Origin of the sequence: Pukyongiella litopenaei (genome assembly GCF_003008555.2) — a bacterium.
Lineage (GTDB): Bacteria > Pseudomonadota > Alphaproteobacteria > Rhodobacterales > Rhodobacteraceae > Pukyongiella > Pukyongiella litopenaei.
Genome location: NZ_CP027665.1, coordinates 3,148,441 through 3,167,429 on the forward strand (window position 1 = coordinate 3,148,441; position 18,989 = coordinate 3,167,429).

Sequence of the window (18,989 nt, forward strand, 5' to 3'; positions counted from 1 at the left end):
GTATAGTCTCGAGGGTGGAGTGTATCGCGCCGGATTGAAATGGCAAAAGCAATGAGCAGACAAAATACCGTGACCCCTTCGGCGGATGGCATCGCCGCCGCGGTCCGTGCGGCAAAGACGAAATCCCGCGGTCTGCCGCCGGTGCATCTGTGGAACCCACCCTTCTGTGGCGACCTGGACATGCGGATCGCGCGGGACGGGACGTGGTTCTACCTGGGCACGCCGATCGGGCGGAAGGAACTGGTGCGGCTGTTCTCGTCCGTCCTGAAACGGGAAGACGGCAAGTATTTCCTTGTCACCCCGGTCGAAAAGGTGGGCATCACCGTCGATGACGCCCCGTTCGTGGCCGTCGATTTCGAGGCCGCCGATGACGGGGCGGACCAGATCCTGACCTTCGAGACCAATGTGGGCGATTTCACCGTCGCCGGGCCGGACAATCCGATTCGCGTCGAACGTGACCCGGAAACCGGCGAACCGTCGCCCTATGTGCATGTCCGCGCGGGGCTCAAGGCGCTGATCGACCGCAAGAGCTTCTATCGGCTGGTGGATATCGGCGCCCATCACGATGGCTGGTTCGGTCTGTGGTCGGGCGGCGCGTTCTTTCCCGTCGCACCGTCCGAAAGCCTCGGACAGGGGTGAGCCGCCCTTGCATCGCGCGGAATGATTCCATATTACATGAAATATGGAAAAGACAGATGCCATCGCCGCCCTTTCGGCCCTCGCGCATGACCTGCGCATCGACATCTTCCGGCGGCTGACCCGCGCCGGCGACCATGGCATGCCCGCCGGCGAACTGGCCACCGCCATCGGCGCGCGGCCCAACACCGTTTCCAACAACCTCGCCCTGCTCACCGCCGCCGGTCTGATCCGTTCGCGGCGCGAAGGGCGCTCGATCCGCTATTTCGCCCGCATGGACGGCATGCGCGACCTGCTCGGGTTCCTGATGGAGGACTGCTGCGGCGGTCGTCCCGAACTGTGCCAGCCCGTGCTCGACCGGCTGGCCTGCGCCACCGACGCCGCAGACCCCACCGAACCCGCCGACCCCGCAACACCGCAACCCTGAACCGGATGATCCGATGACCGACATCACCCCGCCCCGCACCGACAGCATGGGCATCTTCGAACGCTACCTGACCCTCTGGGTCGCCCTCGCGATGATTGCCGGGATCGCCATCGGCCATGTCGCACCGGGCCTGGTCGAAACCGTGGCCTCGGCCGAGATCGCGTCGATCAACCTCGTCGTCGCGGTGCTGATCTGGGCCATGGTCTATCCGATGATGGTCGGCGTCGATCTGGGCGCCGTTGCGGGCGTCGCGCGCCAGCCGCGCGGCCTGCTGGTCACGCTGGCGGTGAACTGGCTGATCAAGCCCTTCACCATGGCGCTGCTGGCGGTGCTGTTCTTCGACCATGTCTTTGCCCCCTGGATCGCGCCGGCGGATGCGCAGCAATATATCGCCGGGCTGATCCTGCTGGGCGCGGCACCCTGCACCGCGATGGTGTTCGTCTGGTCGCAGCTCACCCGTGGCGATGCCACCTATACGCTTGTGCAGGTCTCGGTGAACGACCTGATCATGGTGGTGGCCTTCGCGCCCATCGTGGCCTTCCTGCTCGGTGTGACCGACATCGCGGTGCCGTGGGAAACGCTGGTGCTGGCCACCGTGCTCTATGTCGCGCTGCCGCTGGCCGCGGGGCTGGTCACCCGCCGCCTGCTGGGCGACCCGGCGGCGATCGACGCCTTTGCGGCCCGGGTCAAGCCGTGGTCGGTCATCGGCCTCATCGCAACCGTGGCGATCCTGTTCGGCCTGCAGGGCGAGGTGATCCTGAACAAGCCGCTGGTGATCGTGCTGATCGCGGTCCCGATCCTGATCCAGAGCTACGGCATCTTCGCGCTGGCCTATGGCGCGGCCTGGGTGCTGAAGGTGCCGCACCGCATCGCCGCCCCCTGTGCGATGATCGGCACGTCAAACTTCTTCGAACTGGCCGTCGCAGTCGCGATCAGCCTGTTCGGCCTCAGTTCCGGCGCGGCGCTGGCCACCGTTGTCGGCGTGCTGGTCGAGGTGCCGGTGATGCTCTCGCTCGTGGCGTTCGCCAACCGGACGCGGTCGCGGTTTCCGCAGGAGGCATGACCGTTTCGCTTGGACAGGCCCGGTGCAGCGGCTAATCTGGACCCATGCCACGTTTTGCCGCCAACCTGTCGCTGCTGTTTTGCGAACTGCCCTATCTCGACCGGTTCGCCGCCGCGGCGCGGGCCGGTTTCGAGGCGGTCGAGATCCTGTTTCCCTATGACATCGCCGCGCGTGACACCCGCCGCGCGCTGATCGCCAACGGTCTGCAGCTGGTGCTGATCAACGCGCCGCCGCCCAATTACACCGGGGGTATGCCTGGCTTTGCCGCGCTGCCCGGCGGCGAGGACCGGTTCCGCCATGATATTCGCCGGGTGCTGCGCTATGCCGACGAGTTGCGCGCGGGGCTGATCCATGTGATGGCGGGGCCGGCGCAGGGCGCGGCGGCGCAGGAGACACTTGTCGCCAACCTGCAATGGGCCGCCGATCATGCGCCCGGTCAGCGGTTCACCATCGAACCGCTCAACGATACCGACCAGCCGGGCTATTTCCTCAACGACTACGCGCTGGCGGCCGAGGTGCTGGCGGCGGTGGACCGGCCCAATGTCGGGCTGCAATACGACGCCTATCACGCGCAGATGATCCATGGCGATGCGGCCGGGATCTGGGACCGCTACGGGGCAGGGGCCTTTCACGTCCAGATCGGCGCCGCGCCGGATCGCAGCGAACCGGGGCGCGGCCCGGGTCACGGACCGGTGGATTTCGCGGCGCTGTTCGCCGCGATCGACGCCAGCGGGTATGCGGGCTGGGTCAGCGCGGAATACACGCCCAGCACCCGGCGCACCGAGGACAGTCTCGGCTGGCTGACGTGATCCGCCCGCGCTGACCGGAACGCAGTTGGGCCGGACGGGATCAGGCGGTGGCGCTGTGGGCGCCGTCGGCCAGCGAGCGGACGAACTCCAGCACGTCGGCGGCAGGCTGGTCCTGGGCGATGCGGCTGACAATGGCCGATCCGACGACGGCGCCATCGGCGACACCGGCGATGGCGCGGGCCTTTTCGGGCGTGCTGATGCCGAACCCCACGACCACCGGCAGGTCGGTCCCGGCCTTGATCCGCGCCACCTCTGGGGCGACATCGGCCGCCTGCGCCTCGGTCGAGCCGGTAATGCCCGTGATCGAGACATAATAGACGAAGCCCGAGGTGTTCTGCAGCACGCGCGGCAGGCGGGCATCGTCGGTGGTGGGCGTCGCGAGGCGGATGAAATTCAGCCCCGCCTTCTGCGCGGGCAGGCACAGTTCCCCGTCTTCCTCCGGCGGCAGGTCGACGACGATCAGCCCGTCGATACCGGCCTCGGATGCCTCGGCCAGGAACCGGTCGACCCCGCGGCTGTAGATCGGGTTGTAATAACCCATCATCACGATCGGCGTGGTGTCGTCGTTTTCGCGGAAGGCGGCGACCAGCGCCAGCGTGCGGTCGAGGGTCATGCCGGCCTCGAGCGCCCGCTGGCCGGCGGCCTGGATCGTCGGGCCGTCCGCCATCGGGTCGGTAAAGGGCAGCCCCAGTTCGATCACGTCCACCCCCGCGCCGGGCAGGCCGCGCACGATCTCGAGCGAGCGGTCGAAATCCGGATCGCCGGCCATGACATAGGCGACGAATGCCTTCTTGTCGCGGGCTGCGAGGTCGGCGAACTTGGCGTCGATACGGGTCATGGGGCGTCCTTTTTCCTTGTCCGCACCGATGTGACGAATGCGCGCGGGAAAATCAATGGGCTCTGCGCCCGGGCGGTTCGGACCGGCCGGGAAACGCGCGCGCGACGCCGCCCCTTGCCCCAGCGCGGGCCAGACCGTAGAAGCGGCGCGGATTTCACGCAACGCGCAGGCAACGGAGGCCACGGGCCATGGGTTTCAGGATGGGGATCGTCGGGCTTCCCAATGTGGGCAAATCGACCCTTTTCAACGCGCTGACACGCACCGCCGCTGCGCAGGCGGCCAACTTTCCCTTCTGCACCATCGAGCCCAATGTGGGCGAGGTCGGGGTGCCCGACGCGCGGCTGGACAGACTGGCCGCCATCGCCGGGTCGCGCCAGATCATCCCGACCCGGATGACCTTTGTCGATATCGCCGGGCTGGTCAAAGGCGCGTCCAAGGGCGAAGGGCTGGGCAACCAGTTCCTGGCCAATATCCGCGAGGTCGACGCAATCGCCCATGTGCTGCGCTGTTTCGAGGATGGCGACGTCACCCATGTCGAAGGCCGGATCGACCCGGTGGCCGATGCCGAGACCATCGAGACCGAGTTGATGCTGGCCGACCTGGAGAGCATCGAGAAACGCCGCGCCGGGCTGGTGCGCAAGCTCAAGGGCAACGACAAGGACGCCGTGCAGCAGGACCGGCTGCTCGCCGCCGCGCAGGCGATGCTCGAAGACGGCAGGCCCGCGCGGCTGGTCGAGGTCGATGCCGAGGACGCCCGCGCCTGGAAACTGCTGCAACTGCTCACCACCAAGCCGGTGCTCTATGTCTGCAACGTGGCCGAGGACGAGGCCGCGGCCGGCAACGCCCATACCGGGGCGGTGGCCGCGATGGCCGCCGAACAGGGCAACGCGCATGTGATCATCTCGGCCCGGATCGAGGAGGAAATCAGCCAGCTGGAACCGGACGAGGCGGCGATGTTCCTCGAAGAGATGGGCCTGCACGAGGCGGGGCTGGACCGGCTGATCCGCGCGGGCTACGACCTGCTGCACCTGGAAACCTATTTCACCGTCGGCCCCAAGGAGGCCCGCGCCTGGACCATCCGCCAGGGCACGCAGGCGCCGCAGGCCGCGGGCGTGATCCACGGCGATTTCGAAAAGGGGTTCATCCGCGCCGAAACCATCGCCTATGACGATTTCGTCGAATGCGGCGGCGAACAGGGTGCCAAGGAAGCAGGCAAGATGCGGGCCGAGGGCAAGAGCTATGTCGTCAAGGATGGCGACGTGATGCATTTCCTGTTCAACACCTGACCGTCACCGGGCGCGGGCCACGGCCCGGATGCCGGGGTCACAGCCGCACCCGGTGTTCGGGCTGTCCGCGCGCGATGCCCGGTGCGGCAAAGGTCATGCCGTTGGCCGGATGGGCCGCCAGCGTGCTGCGCCGCATCCCCTGCGTGGCCGAGGTGCAGTAGAGCGTGGTCAGGTCCGGCCCGCCAAAGGCCGGGCACGAGGTCTGCAAGGCGTCGAAACGCACCGCGCGCAGGAATGTCCCGTCGGGCGCATAGCAGGCAACCCGCAACGCGCCCCATTGCGCCAGCCACAGGTTGCCATCGGCATCCATCACCGCCCCGTCCGGGTTCAGCCCCTGCTCCGTATGGTCGAGATAGACCTCCGGGTCACCCAGCGGCCACCCGGTTTCGGGCTCCAGCGCCTGCCGCATCACCTGTCGCGTGATGGTGTCGCTGAAACAGGCATGGCTGCGGTCGGGGCTGAAACAGATCGAGTTGGCGACGGTGATCGGTGAATACAGCCGGCGCAATTCGCCCCGGTAGAGGCGATAGATCGCCCCGGCCCCGGGTTCCGCGTTCTTGCCCATGGTGCCGATCCAGAACCCGCCCCAGGGATCCGCGCGCCCGTCATTGGACCGGGTCACCGGGTTGTCCGCCTCGAGCGTAATCACGTCGCGGCGGGTGCCGCTGACCAGATCGAAGGTGAACAGCGCCGTTTCCGATGCGATCAGCAGCCGGTCGCGGTCGATCCAGCCCGCGGCCGAAACGCATTCGCCGAACCGCCAGTCCCGGGTGTCGTCGCCTTTCCGGCTCAGCAACCGTTTGCCGAGGATGTCGAACCAGAACAGTTGCTGCCGCACCGGGTGCCAGAGCGGGCCTTCGCCCAGCTTGCACGGGCGGCTGTCAAAGATTGCGCTCATCGGTTCGCGGCCGCGTCATAGGCGGTCACGATTGCGGTGGCGCGGGCGGCGATATCGGCGGCCGACATGCCCGGCCCGTAAAGGGCCGCGCCGATGCCGAAACCGTCCGCGCCGGCCTCGAGCCATCGGGCGAAGTTATCTGGTCCGGCGCCGCCAACGGCATAGACCCGCGTGCCCGTGGGCAGCACGGCGCGGAGCGCGCGCAGCCCGTCTGGGCCCGCAAATGTGCCGGGAAACAGTTTCAGCCCGTCCGCCCCGGCCCGCAGCGCGGCGAAGGCTTCGGTCGGTGTGAACACGCCCGGCCAGCTTTGCAGCCCCAGCGCCTTGCTGCGCCCGATCACCTCGGGATTGCAGTCGGGGGATACGATCAGCCGCCCGCCCGCATCGGCCACGGCCTGCACGTCCCGAGGCGTCAGCACGGTGCCGGCCCCGATCAGCGCCCGGTCGCCAAAGGCCCCGGCCATGATCGCGATGCTGTCCAGAGGGTCGGGGGAATTCAGCGGCACCTCGATCACGTCGATCCCGGCGCCGATCAGCGCGGCGGCGGCGGGTTCGGCCTCGGCGGGCGTGATCCCGCGCAGGATCGCGATCAGCGGGCGGCTCATCGCGGTGCCTCCACCATCAGGCGACGCGCCGCGACCAGGCCCGCTAGCGTCGCTCTGGCGGCGTCGGCCTGCGTGACCGGAACACCCTGCGCCTGCAACCCGGCCACATAGGGCTGCGCGGGTCCGCGATCCCCGATCACGGCAATCTGCTGGCCCAGCCAGTAGGGCCGGGCCGCCGCCAGTTCGGCGCCGGTCAGCAGTCCCGACAGGCGCGCGCGCGCCGTTTCGGGCCGCTGGCCATCGAGCAGGTCGCTGGCCCGCAGCGAAAACAGCTGTGCCGCGATCCGTTCGGGGTGGCTCATCGCATCGCCCAGCGCCCCGGCAAAGGCCGCGTCGTCCCAGCCGGTTTCGCCGACCGAATGGCGCAGGACCGAATGCCGGCCCAGCAGCGCGAATATCTCGCCGGTCATGAAGGTGCGGAAACTGACCACTTCACCCGCGCTGACCTGAACCCATTTGGTATGGGTGCCGGGCAGGCAGATCACCCCGTCCCAGTTCGGGTTCAGAGACAGGAAACCGGCGATCTGGGTTTCCTCGCCGCGCATCACGTCGGGCGGGGAGGCCTGTTTCAGGCCCGGGATCACCCGCACCAACAGGCGCCCGTCGCCATCGGCCACCGCCGTCGCGTCAGCACCGAGCGGGGGGCAGGGGACGGCGCGATAGGGCGCCTCGACCCAGCCCTGCCGCGCGCCGACCATGCCGCAGGCGAGCACGTCGGTGATGCCGTCGCCCAGCCAGTCCGCCACCAGCGCATTCAGCGCCGGGCCAAAGTCGCCCCGGGCCAACGATCCGCCGCCGGCATCGCTTTCGGCCCGGTCCAGAACCGTGTCGCCCCGCATCGCCCAGGCCCGCAGGCGGCTGCTGCCCCAGTCCACCGCGATCCAGCCGGCCTGCACCCTGTCCGTCATATCCGCGCTTTGCTCCGTTGCCACCATGCCGCTGGCTTCGACCATGCACGCCCCGGTCGCCAGCGTCGAGTCGTCCGATGCCGGAAACTTGCGCCGGACCGGCCAGGGCCGCACGGAATGCTCGGTCCGGCAGAGGCGCTCACAACAGGTCTGGAAATCTGCGTCCGACTTTGCTAGATGCGCACATGTTAGCGTTAACATCGCAAAGGGCGGAGAGGCGGACATGACCGTAAGACTGGCGATCAACGGGTTCGGACGGATCGGGCGGCTGGTGCTGCGCGGCTGGCTGGAATCGGGCCGCGACGACGTTGAGATCGTCGCGATCAACGACCTCGCGCCGGCGGCGACCGGGGCGCATCTGCTGCAGTTCGACAGCGTGCACGGCCCGTTGAACCGCGATGTGGTGGTCGAGGGCGACGACCTGGTGGTGGACGGGCACCGGCTCAGGGTCTCGACCCTGCGCGATCCGGCGGCCTTGACCTGGTCTGATGTGGATATCGCGCTGGAATGCACCGGCGTGTTCCGGTCCCATGACAAGGCCGCTGCCTACCTTGAGGCGGGGGTCGGCAAGGTGCTGATCTCGGCGCCGGGCAAGGATGTCGACAAGACCGTCGTCTACGGGGTCAACCACGGTGTGCTGACGGCGCGCGACCGGATCGTGTCGAACGCATCCTGCACCACCAACTGCCTGTCGCCGGTGGCGCTGGTGCTGGACGATGCCTTCGGGATCGAAACCGGCTACATGACCACGATCCATTCCTATACCGGCGACCAGCCGACGCTGGACACGGCGCATGGCGATCTCTACCGTGCCCGCGCCGCGGCGCTGTCGATGGTGCCGACCACCACCGGTGCCGCGCGGGCGGTGGGCGAGGTGCTGCCGCATCTCAAGGGGCGGCTCGACGGATCCGCGATCCGTGTCCCGACGCCGAACGTGTCGGCGGTGGACCTGTGTTTCATGCCGATCCGGGTGCCGACGGCCGAGGCGGTCAACGATGCGATCCGCGAGGCCGCCGCCGGGCCGCTCCGGGGCATCCTGGACGTGTGCGACCTGCCGCTGGTCTCCAGCGATTTCAACCACAACCCACATTCGTCCATCTTTGCCACCGAACAGACCAGCGTCAGCGATGGCGGCCTGGTCCGGGTGCTGGCCTGGTATGACAATGAATGGGGGTTTTCGCTGCGCATGCTGGACACGGCCGCCGCCATGGCATCGGCGAAATGACGCGGGTTCACCCGCCGGGGCAGGATGCGGCGCTGATTTAGTTTGACACGCGAAAAAAACATCGGGACACTCCCGGCGGGTGAGGGGAGGTCACATGTTCATCGGTCTCGATCTTGGTACGTCGGGCGTCCGCGCGCTGCTGGTGGATGGCGGCGGCGCGGTTGTCGGTGACGCGGCGACGGGGCTTGGGGCATCACGCCCCCATCCCGGCTGGAGCGAACAGGACCCCGCTGACTGGATCGCCGCGGCACGGGCGGCACTGCGTGAGCTGGCGCAGACGTTTCCGGATCACATCGCGGCACTCAGGGGGATCGGGCTGTCGGGCCAGATGCACGGTGCCACGCTGCTGGATGACCGGGGCGCGGTGCTGCGCCCGGCGATCCTGTGGAACGACACGCGCAGCCACGAACAGGCGGCACGGCTCGATGCGGCGCCGCGGGTGCGTGCGCTGTCCGGCAACATCGTCTTTCCCGGCTTCACCGCGCCGAAGCTGCTCTGGGTGGCCGAAACCGAACCCGATACCTTCGCGTCAATCTCCAAGGTCCTGTTGCCAAAGGATTATCTTTCCTACTGGCTGACCGGTCGCGCGGTGTCCGACATGTCCGACAGCGCCGGCACGGCGTGGCTCGATACCGCTGCGCGCGACTGGTCCGACGACCTGCTGGCCGCGTCCGGGATGCGCCGGGACCAGATGCCCGCGCTGATGGAAGGCACCGGTGTCGCCGGGCCGCTGCGCGGCGATCTGGCCCGTGACCTCGGGCTGCCGGGGGATGTGCAGGTGGTGATCGGCGGCGGTGACAACGCCGCGGCGGCCTGCGGCGTCGGCGCGCTGGACGAGGGCGACGGCTTCGTGTCGCTCGGCACCTCGGGTGTGCTGCTGGCCGCGCGCGATGGCTTTGCCCCCAAACCGGACAGCGCGGTGCATACCTTCTGCCACGCGGTGCCGGAACGCTGGTACCAGATGGGGGTTATCCTGTCGGCCACCGACAGCCTGAACTGGCTGGCCGGGATCACCGGGCAGACGCCCGCCGAACTGACCGCCGGGCTGGGCGAATTGCGCGCACCGGGGCGGCTGCGGTTCCTGCCCTACCTGTCGGGCGAGCGGACCCCGCATAACGACAGTGCCGTACGGGGTGCGTTCACCGGGCTGGACATCGCGCATGGGCGCGACGACCTGACCCGCGCGGTGCTCGAAGGGGTCTGTTTCGCGCTGCGCGACAACCTCGAGGCGCTGCGGTCGACAGGGGCCGGTCTGCAGCGCGTGCTGGCCATCGGCGGCGGGGCGCGGTCGCGCTACTGGTGCGAATTGCTGGCCTGTGCGCTCGACCTGCCGGTGGACCTGCCCGAGAAAGGCGAACTGGGCGCGGCGCTGGGGGCGGCGCGGCTGGCGATCTGCGGCGTCACCGGTGCGGCGCCCGCCGATGTGATGACCCGGCCGCCCGTCGCCGAAACCCTTCAACCGCGGCCCGATCTGCGTGACGCCTTTGCCGAGGCCCATGCCGGTTTCGCCGCCGCCTATCCGGCCCTCAAGGCAATGCCCGGAGAGACATGACATGACCGGATTTTTTCGTGACATCGCGCCCGTCACCTACGAGGGCGCGGACAGCGACAACCCGCTGGCCTTCCGCCACTATGACCCCGACGAGCTGGTCATGGGCCGCCGGATGGAGGACCATCTGCGCTTTGCCGTCGCCTATTGGCATTCCTTCGCATGGGAAGGCGGCGACCCCTTTGGCGGGCCGACCTTTCAGCGACCGTGGTATCCGCAGGACGACATGGCCCGCGCGAGGGACAAGGCCGACGCGGCGTTCGAGATGTTCGACATCCTGGGCCAGCCGTTTTTCTGCTGGCACGATGCCGACATCCGCCCCGAAGGCGCGACATTTGCCGAGAGCCTGCGCAACCTCGAAGAGATCACCGATTACTTCGCGCAGAAGATGGAGGGCCGGAAGGTCCGGCTGCTGTGGGGCACCGCCAACATGTTCAGCCATCGCCGGTTCATGGCCGGCGCGGCGACCAACCCGGACCCGGACGTGTTTGCCTGGGCGGCGGCGACGGTCAAGACCTGCATGGACGCCACGCAGAAACTGGGCGGGCAGAACTATGTGCTCTGGGGCGGGCGCGAAGGCTATGAAACCCTGCTGAACACCGACCTGGGCCGGGAACTGGACCATATGGGCCGGTTCCTGTCGATGGTGGTCGACTACAAGCACAAGATCGGTTTCGAGGGGGCGATCCTGGTCGAGCCCAAGCCGCAGGAGCCGTCGAAACACCAGTATGATTTCGACGTGGCCACCTGCATCGGGTTCCTGCGCAAATACGGGCTGGAAAACGAGGTCAGGCTGAATATCGAACAGGGGCACGCGATCCTGGCCGGGCATTCGTTCGAACACGAACTGGCACTGGCCGCGGCCGAGGGCATGCTGGGCAGCATCGACATGAACCGCAACGACTATCAGTCCGGCTGGGATACCGACCAGTTTCCCAACACCGTGCCCGAGGTCGCGCTGGCCTATTATCACGTCCTGAAATCGGGCGGTTTCACCACCGGCGGCACCAATTTCGATGCCAGGCTGCGGCGGCAGTCGCTGGACGCGCAGGACCTGATCGCCGCGCATGTGGGCGCGATGGACGTATGCGCGCGCGGGTTGAAATCCGCCGCCGCGATGATCGGGGATGGCGGGCTCGAGGCGGCGCTGGCCGACCGCTACGCCGGGTGGGACAACCCGCAGGCGCAGGCGATGCTGACCAGCGATCTCGATACGATCTTTGACCGCGTGTGCTCTGGCGAGATCGACCCGCAGCCCCGTTCGGGACGCCAGGAGATGCTGGAAAACTACGTCAACCAATTTGTCTGAGCGATGAGAGCGGGCCGACACGGTGCATTGCGGCGGCAGGCCGGGGCAGGGGGCGGCCTCGTCATCTGGCTGCTGGTGGCGGGGCTGGCCGTTGCCGGGCCGTTGCCGGATGCGGATGCCGTGTTCCCCGAACCGGACATGGCGCGGGTCGAGCTTGGCCGGCTGCTGTTCTACGACCCGATCCTGAGCGGCGCGAAAACCGTGTCCTGCGCCACCTGTCACCATCCGCGCTTTGCCACCGGGGACGGGGTGTCGCTGGGGCTGGGCGATGGCGGCACCGGACTGGGGCCGGATCGCGGCCCTGATCCCGCCAACCCGCCGGAACAGCGCATCCCGCGCAATGCGCCCGCCCTGTTCAACCTCGGCGCCGCGCAGTTCACCACCCTGTTCCATGACGGGCGGCTGGAACTGGACCCGGACCGCGCGGGCGGCATCCGGACCCCGCTGGGCGCGGACATGGCGCGGGGCTTTGCCTCGGTGCTGTCGGCGCAGGCGATGTTCCCGGTGCTGTCCGGCGATGAAATGGCCGGGCATTACTCCGAGAACGACGTGGCGCAGGCGGTGCGGCAGGGGTTGCTGGCCGAACCGGGCGGGGCCTGGGATATCCTGTCGGCGCGGGTGGCGGCGATACCGGACTATCGCACCTCGTTCGACGCGGTGATCGGGTCCCGCGACATCCGTTTCACCGACATCGCCAACGTGATTGCCGATTTCATCGCGTTCGAATGGCGGGCCGATGACAGCGCCTTTGACCGGTATCTGCGTGAAGGCACGGCGCTACCGCAGGCCGCCGCCCGTGGCATGGCGCTGTTCTATGGCGCGGCGGGCTGTGACGGCTGCCACGCGGGCCAGTTCCAGACCGATCATGGATTTCACGCCATCGCCATGCCCCAGATCGGCCCCGGCAAGGCGGCGCGGTTCGAGCGCCACAACCGCGATACCGGCCGGATGCGGGTGACGGGAGAGGCGCGCGATGCCTATGCCTTTCGCACCCCGTCGCTGCGCAACGTGACGCGCACCGCGCCCTATGGCCATGCGGGCGCCTTTGCCACGCTCGACGGGGTGATCCGCCACCATCTCGATCCGGTTGCGTCGCTGCGCGCCTATGACCCGGCGCAGGCGTCGCTGCCGGGGGCAGCGTTCGGCAGCGACCGCGCGGTTATGGGTGATGCGGCCGAAGTCACGGCCATCGCGGCGGCCAACAGGCTGGGTTCCCGATCTCTGGGCGAGGCCGAGATCGCCGACCTGCTCGCCTTTCTTGCCGCGCTGACGGATGAGACCGCGCTTGCCGGGCGGCTGGGGGTTCCGGCCCGCGTGCCCAGCGGCCTGCCGGTCGATCAGTAGGACACGGCGAGCGCGTCGCCGTCGCGCCGCAATACCACCTGCCGGTTCGCCGGGATCTCCTGCCAGCCCGACACCGTCCCGTCGGGCCAGGTCACCCGCAGCCGGGCCGATCCGGCCGGTCCCAGCCCGAAATGCTCGGGCAGGGCGGTGCCGCCCGCATGGCCGCCGCCGACGGTGATCTCGCGCAGCTGCCGCCGCCCGCCGGTTTCCAGTTCGATCCACGCACCCACCGCGTTCACGTTCGGCCCCTGCTGCGCCAGCGACACCGCCAGCCAGTGGCCCGGTCCGCCGGTCACGTTCCGCCAGACCTCTAGCGGCGCGCGGCGGTTCACCACCGCCACGTCCAGCCACCCGTCGCCGTTCAGGTCGGCCAGGGCTGCGCCGCGCCCGCGATGCAGGCTGGCCAGCCCCGCCGCGCCGCCCGCTTCGGCGAACCGTCCGCCGGGGCCCTGCATCAACAGGTTGTTGGGGTCGTCATGGGCGCTGTCGGGCATCGCCTGCACATTGCCCTTGGCGATGAAGACATCGTCGCGCCCGTCATTGTCCACGTCGCCAAAGGCCACATGCCAGCCGGTCGAGGGCCGCCCGTCACCGCCCAGATAGGGCCGGTGCGCGGTGGTACCCATCTCATAGGGCACGTCTTCATAGGCCGGTCCGGCCGCTCCGGCCACCCGCCGCTGCAGCCGCTGGTCGCCCATCGAGGTCAGGAACACCTCGGCCAGCCCGTCGCCATCCAGATCGCGCTGGGCGATGCCCATGCCCCAGAGCTGGTGACTGCGCCAGCCATCCCCGGCACCGTAGAGCCGGGGGGCCTCCTCCATCGCCCACATCTGTTCGCCGCCGCCGGTGACATAGTAATGGCGGTCATTGCTGATGCGCAGGTCGGCCCGTCCGCGCCGGTCCCAGTCGGTGAACAGCATCGACAGCGGGCAGAACCCCGGCGACAGGTCCCGCGGCGGGCCATACCGCGCGCCTTCGGGCCGATAGAGCCGGTTCACATCGCAGGCGCGGAACGGGCCGTCGGGGTCGGTTCGGTCGACATAGTTGCCGAAGGCCAGCGTCGGCAGGCCGGAGGCCGGTTCCCAGGTGGCGGAAAAACCCGTAGTCCATCGGTCATCGCTGTCAAAGCCCAGATCGTCGAACGGGGCAAAGATGCAGTTGTCGCCGCCGCGGAACAGGCGGTTCTCGCCCACCCGCAACACCGCCAGGTCCAGCTGCCCGTCGCCGTCGATGTCCAGCGGATAGGCGCCCGTCACGCCGGTCAGCGCCAGCGCCCCGGGCGTGTCGGCGACAAAGGCCGGATCGCCCATCGGCACCGACCGGTTGCGCAGCAGCATGGCCGGGGCGCTGCCGCCGGCGGCATAAAGCTCGGGCAGGCGGTCGCCGTCGCAGTCGAACACCGCCAGCCCGCCGCCCACGAAATGTTCCCAGCCGCCCGAATAGACATGCGCGGGCATGTCCACCGGGCGGAACAGCGGATCGGCGGCGGCCGACGCGGCCAGCAGCACCGCGATGACGGTCGCTTCAGCCTGCATTGTCGGCCATCCCAGCCAGCGCCAGGTCGGTCACCTGGTCCAGCGCATAGGCCGCCGCGCCGCGCGCCCACATCAGGTTACCCCATTTGTGGATCACCACCTCGGGCGGCGGCTTGTCCACCTGCACGATGGAACGCCGCATCGCCTCGATCACCGCGTCGGCATAGAGATGGTCGAACTGCATCTGTTCGCCGGCCAGTATGATCAGGTCGGGATCGAAGATGTTGACCAGGTTCGCCAGCCCCATCGCAAAGACCCGGCCCGAACGGTCGAGGATCGACCGGGCCGAGGCATCGCCCGCCCGCGCCGCCGACAGCAGCGCCTGCATCCGGGCCTCTGTCCCCGCGCCGGGATCGCCCGCGCCGGGCACGGTCAGCGCCTCGCGCAGCAGCGCGTAATCGGCCACATAGGCCTCGAGACAGCCGCGCTGGCCGCAGCGGCACAGCGCGCCTTCGAAATGCACCTTGGTGTGGCCGAACTCTGCCCCGCAGCCCCGCGTGCCGCGATAGAGCGTGCCGCCGATCACCAGCCCCAGCCCGACGCCGCTTTCGATGGTGACGACGATGAAATCGTCACGGCCGCGCCCCAGCCCGAACCCCTGTTCGGCCACGGCCACCAGGTTGGCGTCGTTGTCGACGAAGACCGGGATGCCGAGGTGATCCGACAGCAACGCGCCCAGCGGGATGTTGCGGTCCGACAGGGACGGCGACCAGTAGACGAAGCCGCGCGCCGCCTCGACCACGCCGGCGATGCCCACACCGATACCCGACAGGTCGGCCAGCGTCCGGTCCGCCTGCGCTGTCAGCCGGTCCAGCGCGGCGCCGATTTCGGTGGCGAGCTGCCCGGGCGACTGGGTCGACGCGGGCATCCGGGTTTCCAGTTCCGCCAGCTCGGCGCCTGCGAAATCCATCAGCACCAGCGACAGTTTGCGGTCGCTCAGCTTCATCCCCGCCAGCAGATGTGCCTTGCCGCGTATCCTGAGATCGACGCGGGGGCGGCCGCGGCGGCTGTCCGGGGAAGAATCGGTGCGCGCGACCTCTTCGATCAGCCCGTGCGACAGCAGCTCGGCGGTGATCGTGGTTACCGTTGCGCGACTGATTCCGGTGCGGTCGGCCAGTTCGATACGCGGCACCGGCCCCGCCTGCCGGATATGGCGCAGCAAGGTGCTCCTGCCCTGTTCTCTTTGCAATGCAGCCATTTACGCGGATCTTGCTCATGCAACGATAAAACTTGTGTCACGGGCCGGGCCGGGGTGCCGGCCACAATTTCCCCAAGGTTAGGCGATTAAATTTGATTTTCAAATTAAAATGAATCACGATCCCTGCATTCGCATCGGCCCGTGACCTGGACCCCGGCGCGCAACAATCGTGGAGGGAGAGACATGAAGATCAAAGCAACCGCGACGGCGCTGCTGGCCGGCGCCCTGATGAGTTCGGCGGCCTGGGCCGACGACCTGGTGGTCGGGGTGAGCTGGTCGAATTTCCAGGAAGAGCGCTGGAAGACCGACGAGGCGGCGATCAAGGCCGAACTGGAACTGCATGGCGCGCAATATGTCTCGGCCGACGCGCAAAGCTCGTCCGCCAAGCAGCTGTCGGATGTCGAAAGCCTGATCGCGCAGGGCGTCGATGCGCTGATCATCCTCGCGCAGGACGCGCAGGCGATCGGTCCCGCGGTGCAGGCCGCCACCGACGAGGGTATCCCGGTGGTCGGATACGACCGCCTGATCGAGGACAGCCGCGCCTTTTACCTGACCTTCGACAATGTCGAGGTGGGGCGGATGCAGGCGCGCGCGGTTCTCGCGGCCGCTCCCAAGGGCAATTATGTGATGATCAAGGGCTCGCCCACCGATCCGAACGCGGATTTCCTGCGCGGCGGCCAGCAGGAGGTATTGCAGGAGGCGATTGACGCCGGGGACATCACCATTGTCGGCGAAGCCTATACCGACGGGTGGCTGCCCGCCAACGCGCAGCGCAACATGGAGCAGATCCTGACCGCCAACGACAACAAGGTCGATGCGGTCGTGGCGTCGAATGACGGCACCGCCGGAGGCGTGGTCGCGGCGCTGACCGCGCAGGGAATGGACGGTATCCCGGTATCGGGACAGGATGGCGACCACGCCGCCCTGAACCGGGTCGCCAAGGGCACCCAGACCGTGAGCGTGTGGAAGGATGCCCGCGATCTCGGCAAGGCGGCGGGCCGGATCGCGGTGGCGCTGGCCAAGGGGACGCAGATGAACGGGATCCAGGACAGCGAGCTGTGGACATCGCCCGGCGGAACCGAGCTGAACGCGGTGTTCCTGAAGCCGGTGCCGATCACCGCGGAGAACCTGGATGCGGTGGTCGATGCCGGCTGGATCACCACCGAGGCCCTGTGCCAGGGCATTTCGGGCGGCCCGTCGCCCTGCAACTGACCTGATGGCGGCCCGCTGCGGATGCCGGAGCGGGCCAGCTGCCTCATGGATCCTCGCGACATGACCAAGACCGACACCGACCACGCGCCGGAACCGGCACCGGAACCGGCGCGGGCGCGGAAGACCATCCTGCAGACGCTCGAGATCGACCTGCGGTTGCTGGGCATGGTGGCCGCCTTCGCGGTCTTGTGCGTGGTTTTCGACATTGTCACCGGCGGGCGGTTCCTGACCCCGCGCAACATCTTCAACCTGACCATCCAGACGGTTTCGGTGGCGATCATGGCCACCGGGATGGTGTTCGTCATCGTGACCCGCAATATCGACCTGTCGGTCGGCGCGCTGCTGGCCACCTGTTCGGCGGTGATGGCGATGACGCAGACGCAGCTGTTGCCGAACGCGCTGGGGCTGGGGCTCGGCCATCCGCTGATCCCGTGGCTGACTATCGCGCTGGGCCTGCTGACCGGGGCGTTGATCGGCGCCTTTCACGGTTGGCTGGTGGGCTACATGGCCATCCCCGCCTTTATCGTCACGCTGGGCGGGCTGCTGGTCTGGCGCAACGTGGGCTGGTATCTGACCAGCGGCAAGACGATCGGGCCGCTGGATCCGACCTTCCTGAAATTCGGCGGCATCAACGGAACGCTGGGCGCGACCGCCTCCTGGATCGTGGGCGGGCTGGCGCTGGCCGCGGCGCTCTGGGGCCTCTACGGCGCCCGGCGCAACAAGATGCGGCACGGCTTTGCAGTCAAACCGCTCTGGGCCGAAGCCGTGCTGGCGTCGATCATCGCGGTGGCGATCCTCGGCTTTGTCGCGATCCTGAACGCCTATGACGTGCCCGTCCGCCGGGTGCAGCGCCTGTTCGAAGCGCGGGGCGCGGTGATGCCCGAAGGGTTCACGATGGCCTATGGCATCCCGGTTTCGGTGCTGCTGCTGGTCTTTGTCGCCGCCGGCATGACCATTCTCGCGCGGCGGACCGCGCTGGGACGATATATCTTCGCCACCGGCGGCAACCCGGATGCGGCGGAACTGTCGGGCATCAACACGCGGCTGCTCACGGTCAAGGTGTTCGCGCTGATGGGCGCGCTGTGCGCGATCTCGGCGGTGGTCGCCTCGGCGCGGCTGAGCAACCACTCCAACGATATCGGCACGCTGGACGAATTGCGCGTGATCGCGGCGGCGGTGATCGGCGGCACCGCGCTGGCGGGCGGGGCCGGGACCATCCACGGCGCCATCCTGGGGGCGCTGATCATGCAGTCGCTGCAATCGGGCATGGCGATGGTGGGCGTGGATGCGCCGCTGCAGAACATCGTCGTGGGCGCGGTGCTGGTGCTGGCCGTGCTGGTCGACATTGTCTATCGCAGGCGCACGGGAGACGCCCGATGACCGGCCAACCGTCCCCTCCGCTGGTCGAGATGCGCGACATCTGCATCGCCTTTGGCGGCGTGCACGCGGTCGATCATGTCAGCGTCGATCTGCACGCGGGCGAAGTGGTCGGCCTGCTGGGCCACAACGGCGCGGGCAAATCCACCCTGATCAAGATCCTCTCGGGCGCCTACCGGATGGATTCGGGCGAGATCCGCATCAATGGCGAAAAGGCGGATATCGCCAATCCGCGCGATGCCCGGCGCTACAAGATCGAAACGATCTACCAGACGCTGGCATTGGCGGACAATCTGGACGCGGCCTCGAACCTGTTCCTGGGCCGCGAACTGACGACGGCGCTGGGGTTTCTCGACGAGGACGCGATGGAGGCCGAGACCCGCAGGATCATGGCCCGGCTGAACCCGAATTTCCAGAAATTCGGCGATCCGGTAGCGGCGCTGTCCGGTGGGCAGCGGCAATCGGTGGCCATCGCGCGGGCGGTCTATTTCGACGCGCGGATCCTGATCATGGACGAACCCACCGCCGCGCTCGGGCCGCACGAGACGCAGATGGTGGCCGAACTGATCGGGCAGCTGAAATCCGAGGGCATCGGCATCTTCCTGATCAGCCACGACATCCATGACGTGATGAAGCTCTGCGACCGGGCCAGCGTGATGAAGAACGGCAAGCTTGTCGGCACCGTCGATGTGGACGATGTGACCCATGACGACCTGCTGGGCATGATCATCCTGGGCAAAGAGCCGGGTGCGTCGGCGTGACGGGGCAGG

The 18,989-nt window shown here is 68.2% G+C and carries 18 protein-coding genes; 12 read left to right on the forward strand and 6 right to left on the reverse strand.

What is annotated here, in order from left to right:
* Positions 1-51: 51 nt before the first annotated feature.
* From C6Y53_RS15530 to C6Y53_RS15545, 4 genes are read left to right on the forward strand one after another with little or no spacing between them, the layout of a single operon-like run.
* On the forward strand, positions 52-639 hold the full coding sequence (locus tag C6Y53_RS15530) for a DUF1285 domain-containing protein (protein WP_106473269.1): 588 nt from the start codon (positions 52-54) through the stop codon (positions 637-639).
* A 43-nt stretch (positions 640-682) separates the two neighbouring features.
* Positions 683-1,063: an ArsR/SmtB family transcription factor gene (locus tag C6Y53_RS15535; protein WP_106473270.1), complete on the forward strand. Its 381-nt coding sequence runs from the start codon at positions 683-685 to the stop codon at positions 1,061-1,063.
* Positions 1,064-1,109: 46 nt separating this feature from the next.
* Positions 1,110-2,126 carry an ACR3 family arsenite efflux transporter gene (gene arsB, locus C6Y53_RS15540; RefSeq protein WP_425300364.1) on the forward strand — a complete coding sequence of 339 codons (1,017 nt, stop codon included), beginning with the start codon at positions 1,110-1,112 and terminating at the stop codon, positions 2,124-2,126.
* Positions 2,127-2,170: 44 nt separating this feature from the next.
* On the forward strand, positions 2,171-2,935 hold the full coding sequence (locus tag C6Y53_RS15545; protein ID WP_106473272.1) for a hydroxypyruvate isomerase family protein: 765 nt from the start codon (positions 2,171-2,173) through the stop codon (positions 2,933-2,935).
* 40 nt (positions 2,936-2,975) lie between these two features.
* On the opposite strand, the gene trpA is transcribed toward C6Y53_RS15545, so the two are convergent.
* Positions 2,976-3,773 (reverse strand): tryptophan synthase subunit alpha, encoded by a 798-nt coding sequence (trpA, locus tag C6Y53_RS15550; protein WP_106473273.1) that lies wholly within the window; start codon positions 3,771-3,773, stop codon positions 2,976-2,978.
* A 188-nt stretch (positions 3,774-3,961) separates the two neighbouring features.
* Between trpA and ychF the strand changes: the two genes are divergently transcribed.
* Positions 3,962-5,059 (forward strand): redox-regulated ATPase YchF, encoded by a 1,098-nt coding sequence (gene ychF / locus C6Y53_RS15555; protein ID WP_106473274.1) that lies wholly within the window; start codon positions 3,962-3,964, stop codon positions 5,057-5,059.
* A gap of 37 nt (positions 5,060-5,096) precedes the next feature.
* On the opposite strand, the gene C6Y53_RS15560 is transcribed toward ychF, so the two are convergent.
* The 3 genes from C6Y53_RS15560 to C6Y53_RS15570 are packed head-to-tail and all read right to left on the reverse strand — an operon-like array spanning position 5,097 to position 7,470.
* Positions 5,097-5,957 (reverse strand): SMP-30/gluconolactonase/LRE family protein, encoded by an 861-nt coding sequence (locus C6Y53_RS15560; protein ID WP_106473275.1) that lies wholly within the window; start codon positions 5,955-5,957, stop codon positions 5,097-5,099.
* Positions 5,954-6,562 (reverse strand): 2-dehydro-3-deoxy-6-phosphogalactonate aldolase, encoded by a 609-nt coding sequence (locus tag C6Y53_RS15565; protein ID WP_106473276.1) that lies wholly within the window; start codon positions 6,560-6,562, stop codon positions 5,954-5,956. The genes C6Y53_RS15560 and C6Y53_RS15565 overlap by 4 nt, the downstream gene beginning before the upstream one ends.
* Entirely contained in the window at positions 6,559-7,470 is a 912-nt protein-coding gene (locus C6Y53_RS15570) for a 2-dehydro-3-deoxygalactonokinase (RefSeq protein ID WP_106474137.1), read from the reverse strand. Before C6Y53_RS15570 ends, C6Y53_RS15565 begins: the two co-directional genes overlap by 4 nt.
* Before the next feature lie 223 nt (positions 7,471-7,693).
* Between C6Y53_RS15570 and gap the strand changes: the two genes are divergently transcribed.
* From gap to C6Y53_RS15590, 4 genes are all read left to right on the forward strand, one after another.
* Positions 7,694-8,695, forward strand: a complete 1,002-nt coding sequence (gap, locus tag C6Y53_RS15575) for a type I glyceraldehyde-3-phosphate dehydrogenase (RefSeq protein ID WP_106473277.1) — start codon at positions 7,694-7,696, stop codon at positions 8,693-8,695.
* 94 nt (positions 8,696-8,789) lie between these two features.
* Entirely contained in the window at positions 8,790-10,247 is a 1,458-nt protein-coding gene (xylB, locus tag C6Y53_RS15580) for a xylulokinase (protein WP_106473278.1), read from the forward strand.
* A gap of 1 nt (position 10,248) precedes the next feature.
* Positions 10,249-11,553, forward strand: coding sequence for a xylose isomerase (gene xylA, locus C6Y53_RS15585; protein ID WP_106473279.1), 1,305 nt, complete (start codon positions 10,249-10,251; stop codon positions 11,551-11,553).
* Positions 11,554-11,556: 3 nt separating this feature from the next.
* Entirely contained in the window at positions 11,557-12,897 is a 1,341-nt protein-coding gene (locus tag C6Y53_RS15590; protein ID WP_106473280.1) for a cytochrome-c peroxidase, read from the forward strand.
* Here the strand turns inward: C6Y53_RS15590 and C6Y53_RS15595 are convergent.
* Positions 12,891-14,432 (reverse strand): CRTAC1 family protein, encoded by a 1,542-nt coding sequence (locus C6Y53_RS15595; protein WP_106473281.1) that lies wholly within the window; start codon positions 14,430-14,432, stop codon positions 12,891-12,893. The two genes, C6Y53_RS15590 and C6Y53_RS15595, sit on opposite strands and share 7 nt — an antisense overlap.
* Entirely contained in the window at positions 14,422-15,594 is a 1,173-nt protein-coding gene (locus C6Y53_RS15600; RefSeq protein WP_244614853.1) for an ROK family transcriptional regulator, read from the reverse strand. The genes C6Y53_RS15595 and C6Y53_RS15600 overlap by 11 nt, the downstream gene beginning before the upstream one ends.
* A 219-nt stretch (positions 15,595-15,813) precedes the next feature.
* Between C6Y53_RS15600 and xylF the strand changes: the two genes are divergently transcribed.
* From xylF to C6Y53_RS15615, 3 genes are read left to right on the forward strand one after another with little or no spacing between them, the layout of a single operon-like run.
* A complete protein-coding gene (xylF, locus tag C6Y53_RS15605) occupies positions 15,814-16,842 on the forward strand; it encodes a D-xylose ABC transporter substrate-binding protein (RefSeq protein WP_106473283.1) in 1,029 nt (342 codons plus the stop codon).
* A 60-nt stretch (positions 16,843-16,902) separates the two neighbouring features.
* The gene (locus tag C6Y53_RS15610; protein WP_106474138.1) at positions 16,903-18,222 is read left to right on the forward strand and encodes a sugar ABC transporter permease; all 1,320 of its coding nucleotides are present in this window, start codon (positions 16,903-16,905) and stop codon (positions 18,220-18,222) included.
* Entirely contained in the window at positions 18,219-18,980 is a 762-nt protein-coding gene (locus tag C6Y53_RS15615; RefSeq protein WP_106473284.1) for an ATP-binding cassette domain-containing protein, read from the forward strand. Before C6Y53_RS15610 ends, C6Y53_RS15615 begins: the two co-directional genes overlap by 4 nt.
* Positions 18,981-18,989 lie beyond the last annotated feature (9 nt).

Excerpts from the sequence above, each read along its gene's own strand:
- arsB (WP_425300364.1), top strand. The coding sequence starts at position 1,110 with ATGGGCATCTTCGAACGCTACCTGACCCTCTGGGTCGCCCTCGCGATG.
- C6Y53_RS15595 (WP_106473281.1), bottom strand. The coding sequence starts at position 14,432 with ATGCAGGCTGAAGCGACCGTCATCGCGGTGCTGCTGGCCGCGTCGGCC.
- C6Y53_RS15545 (WP_106473272.1), top strand. The coding sequence starts at position 2,171 with ATGCCACGTTTTGCCGCCAACCTGTCGCTGCTGTTTTGCGAACTGCCC.
- C6Y53_RS15590 (WP_106473280.1), top strand. The coding sequence starts at position 11,557 with ATGAGAGCGGGCCGACACGGTGCATTGCGGCGGCAGGCCGGGGCAGGG.
- C6Y53_RS15615 (WP_106473284.1), top strand. The coding sequence starts at position 18,219 with ATGACCGGCCAACCGTCCCCTCCGCTGGTCGAGATGCGCGACATCTGC.
- gap (WP_106473277.1), top strand. The coding sequence starts at position 7,694 with ATGACCGTAAGACTGGCGATCAACGGGTTCGGACGGATCGGGCGGCTG.
- ychF (WP_106473274.1), top strand. The coding sequence starts at position 3,962 with ATGGGTTTCAGGATGGGGATCGTCGGGCTTCCCAATGTGGGCAAATCG.
- C6Y53_RS15610 (WP_106474138.1), top strand. The coding sequence starts at position 16,903 with ATGACCAAGACCGACACCGACCACGCGCCGGAACCGGCACCGGAACCG.
- C6Y53_RS15560 (WP_106473275.1), bottom strand. The coding sequence starts at position 5,957 with ATGAGCGCAATCTTTGACAGCCGCCCGTGCAAGCTGGGCGAAGGCCCG.
- C6Y53_RS15570 (WP_106474137.1), bottom strand. The coding sequence starts at position 7,470 with ATGACGGACAGGGTGCAGGCCGGCTGGATCGCGGTGGACTGGGGCAGC.
- C6Y53_RS15530 (WP_106473269.1), top strand. The coding sequence starts at position 52 with ATGAGCAGACAAAATACCGTGACCCCTTCGGCGGATGGCATCGCCGCC.
- trpA (WP_106473273.1), bottom strand. The coding sequence starts at position 3,773 with ATGACCCGTATCGACGCCAAGTTCGCCGACCTCGCAGCCCGCGACAAG.
- xylA (WP_106473279.1), top strand. The coding sequence starts at position 10,249 with ATGACCGGATTTTTTCGTGACATCGCGCCCGTCACCTACGAGGGCGCG.
- C6Y53_RS15535 (WP_106473270.1), top strand. The coding sequence starts at position 683 with ATGGAAAAGACAGATGCCATCGCCGCCCTTTCGGCCCTCGCGCATGAC.
- xylF (WP_106473283.1), top strand. The coding sequence starts at position 15,814 with ATGAAGATCAAAGCAACCGCGACGGCGCTGCTGGCCGGCGCCCTGATG.
- C6Y53_RS15565 (WP_106473276.1), bottom strand. The coding sequence starts at position 6,562 with ATGAGCCGCCCGCTGATCGCGATCCTGCGCGGGATCACGCCCGCCGAG.
- xylB (WP_106473278.1), top strand. The coding sequence starts at position 8,790 with ATGTTCATCGGTCTCGATCTTGGTACGTCGGGCGTCCGCGCGCTGCTG.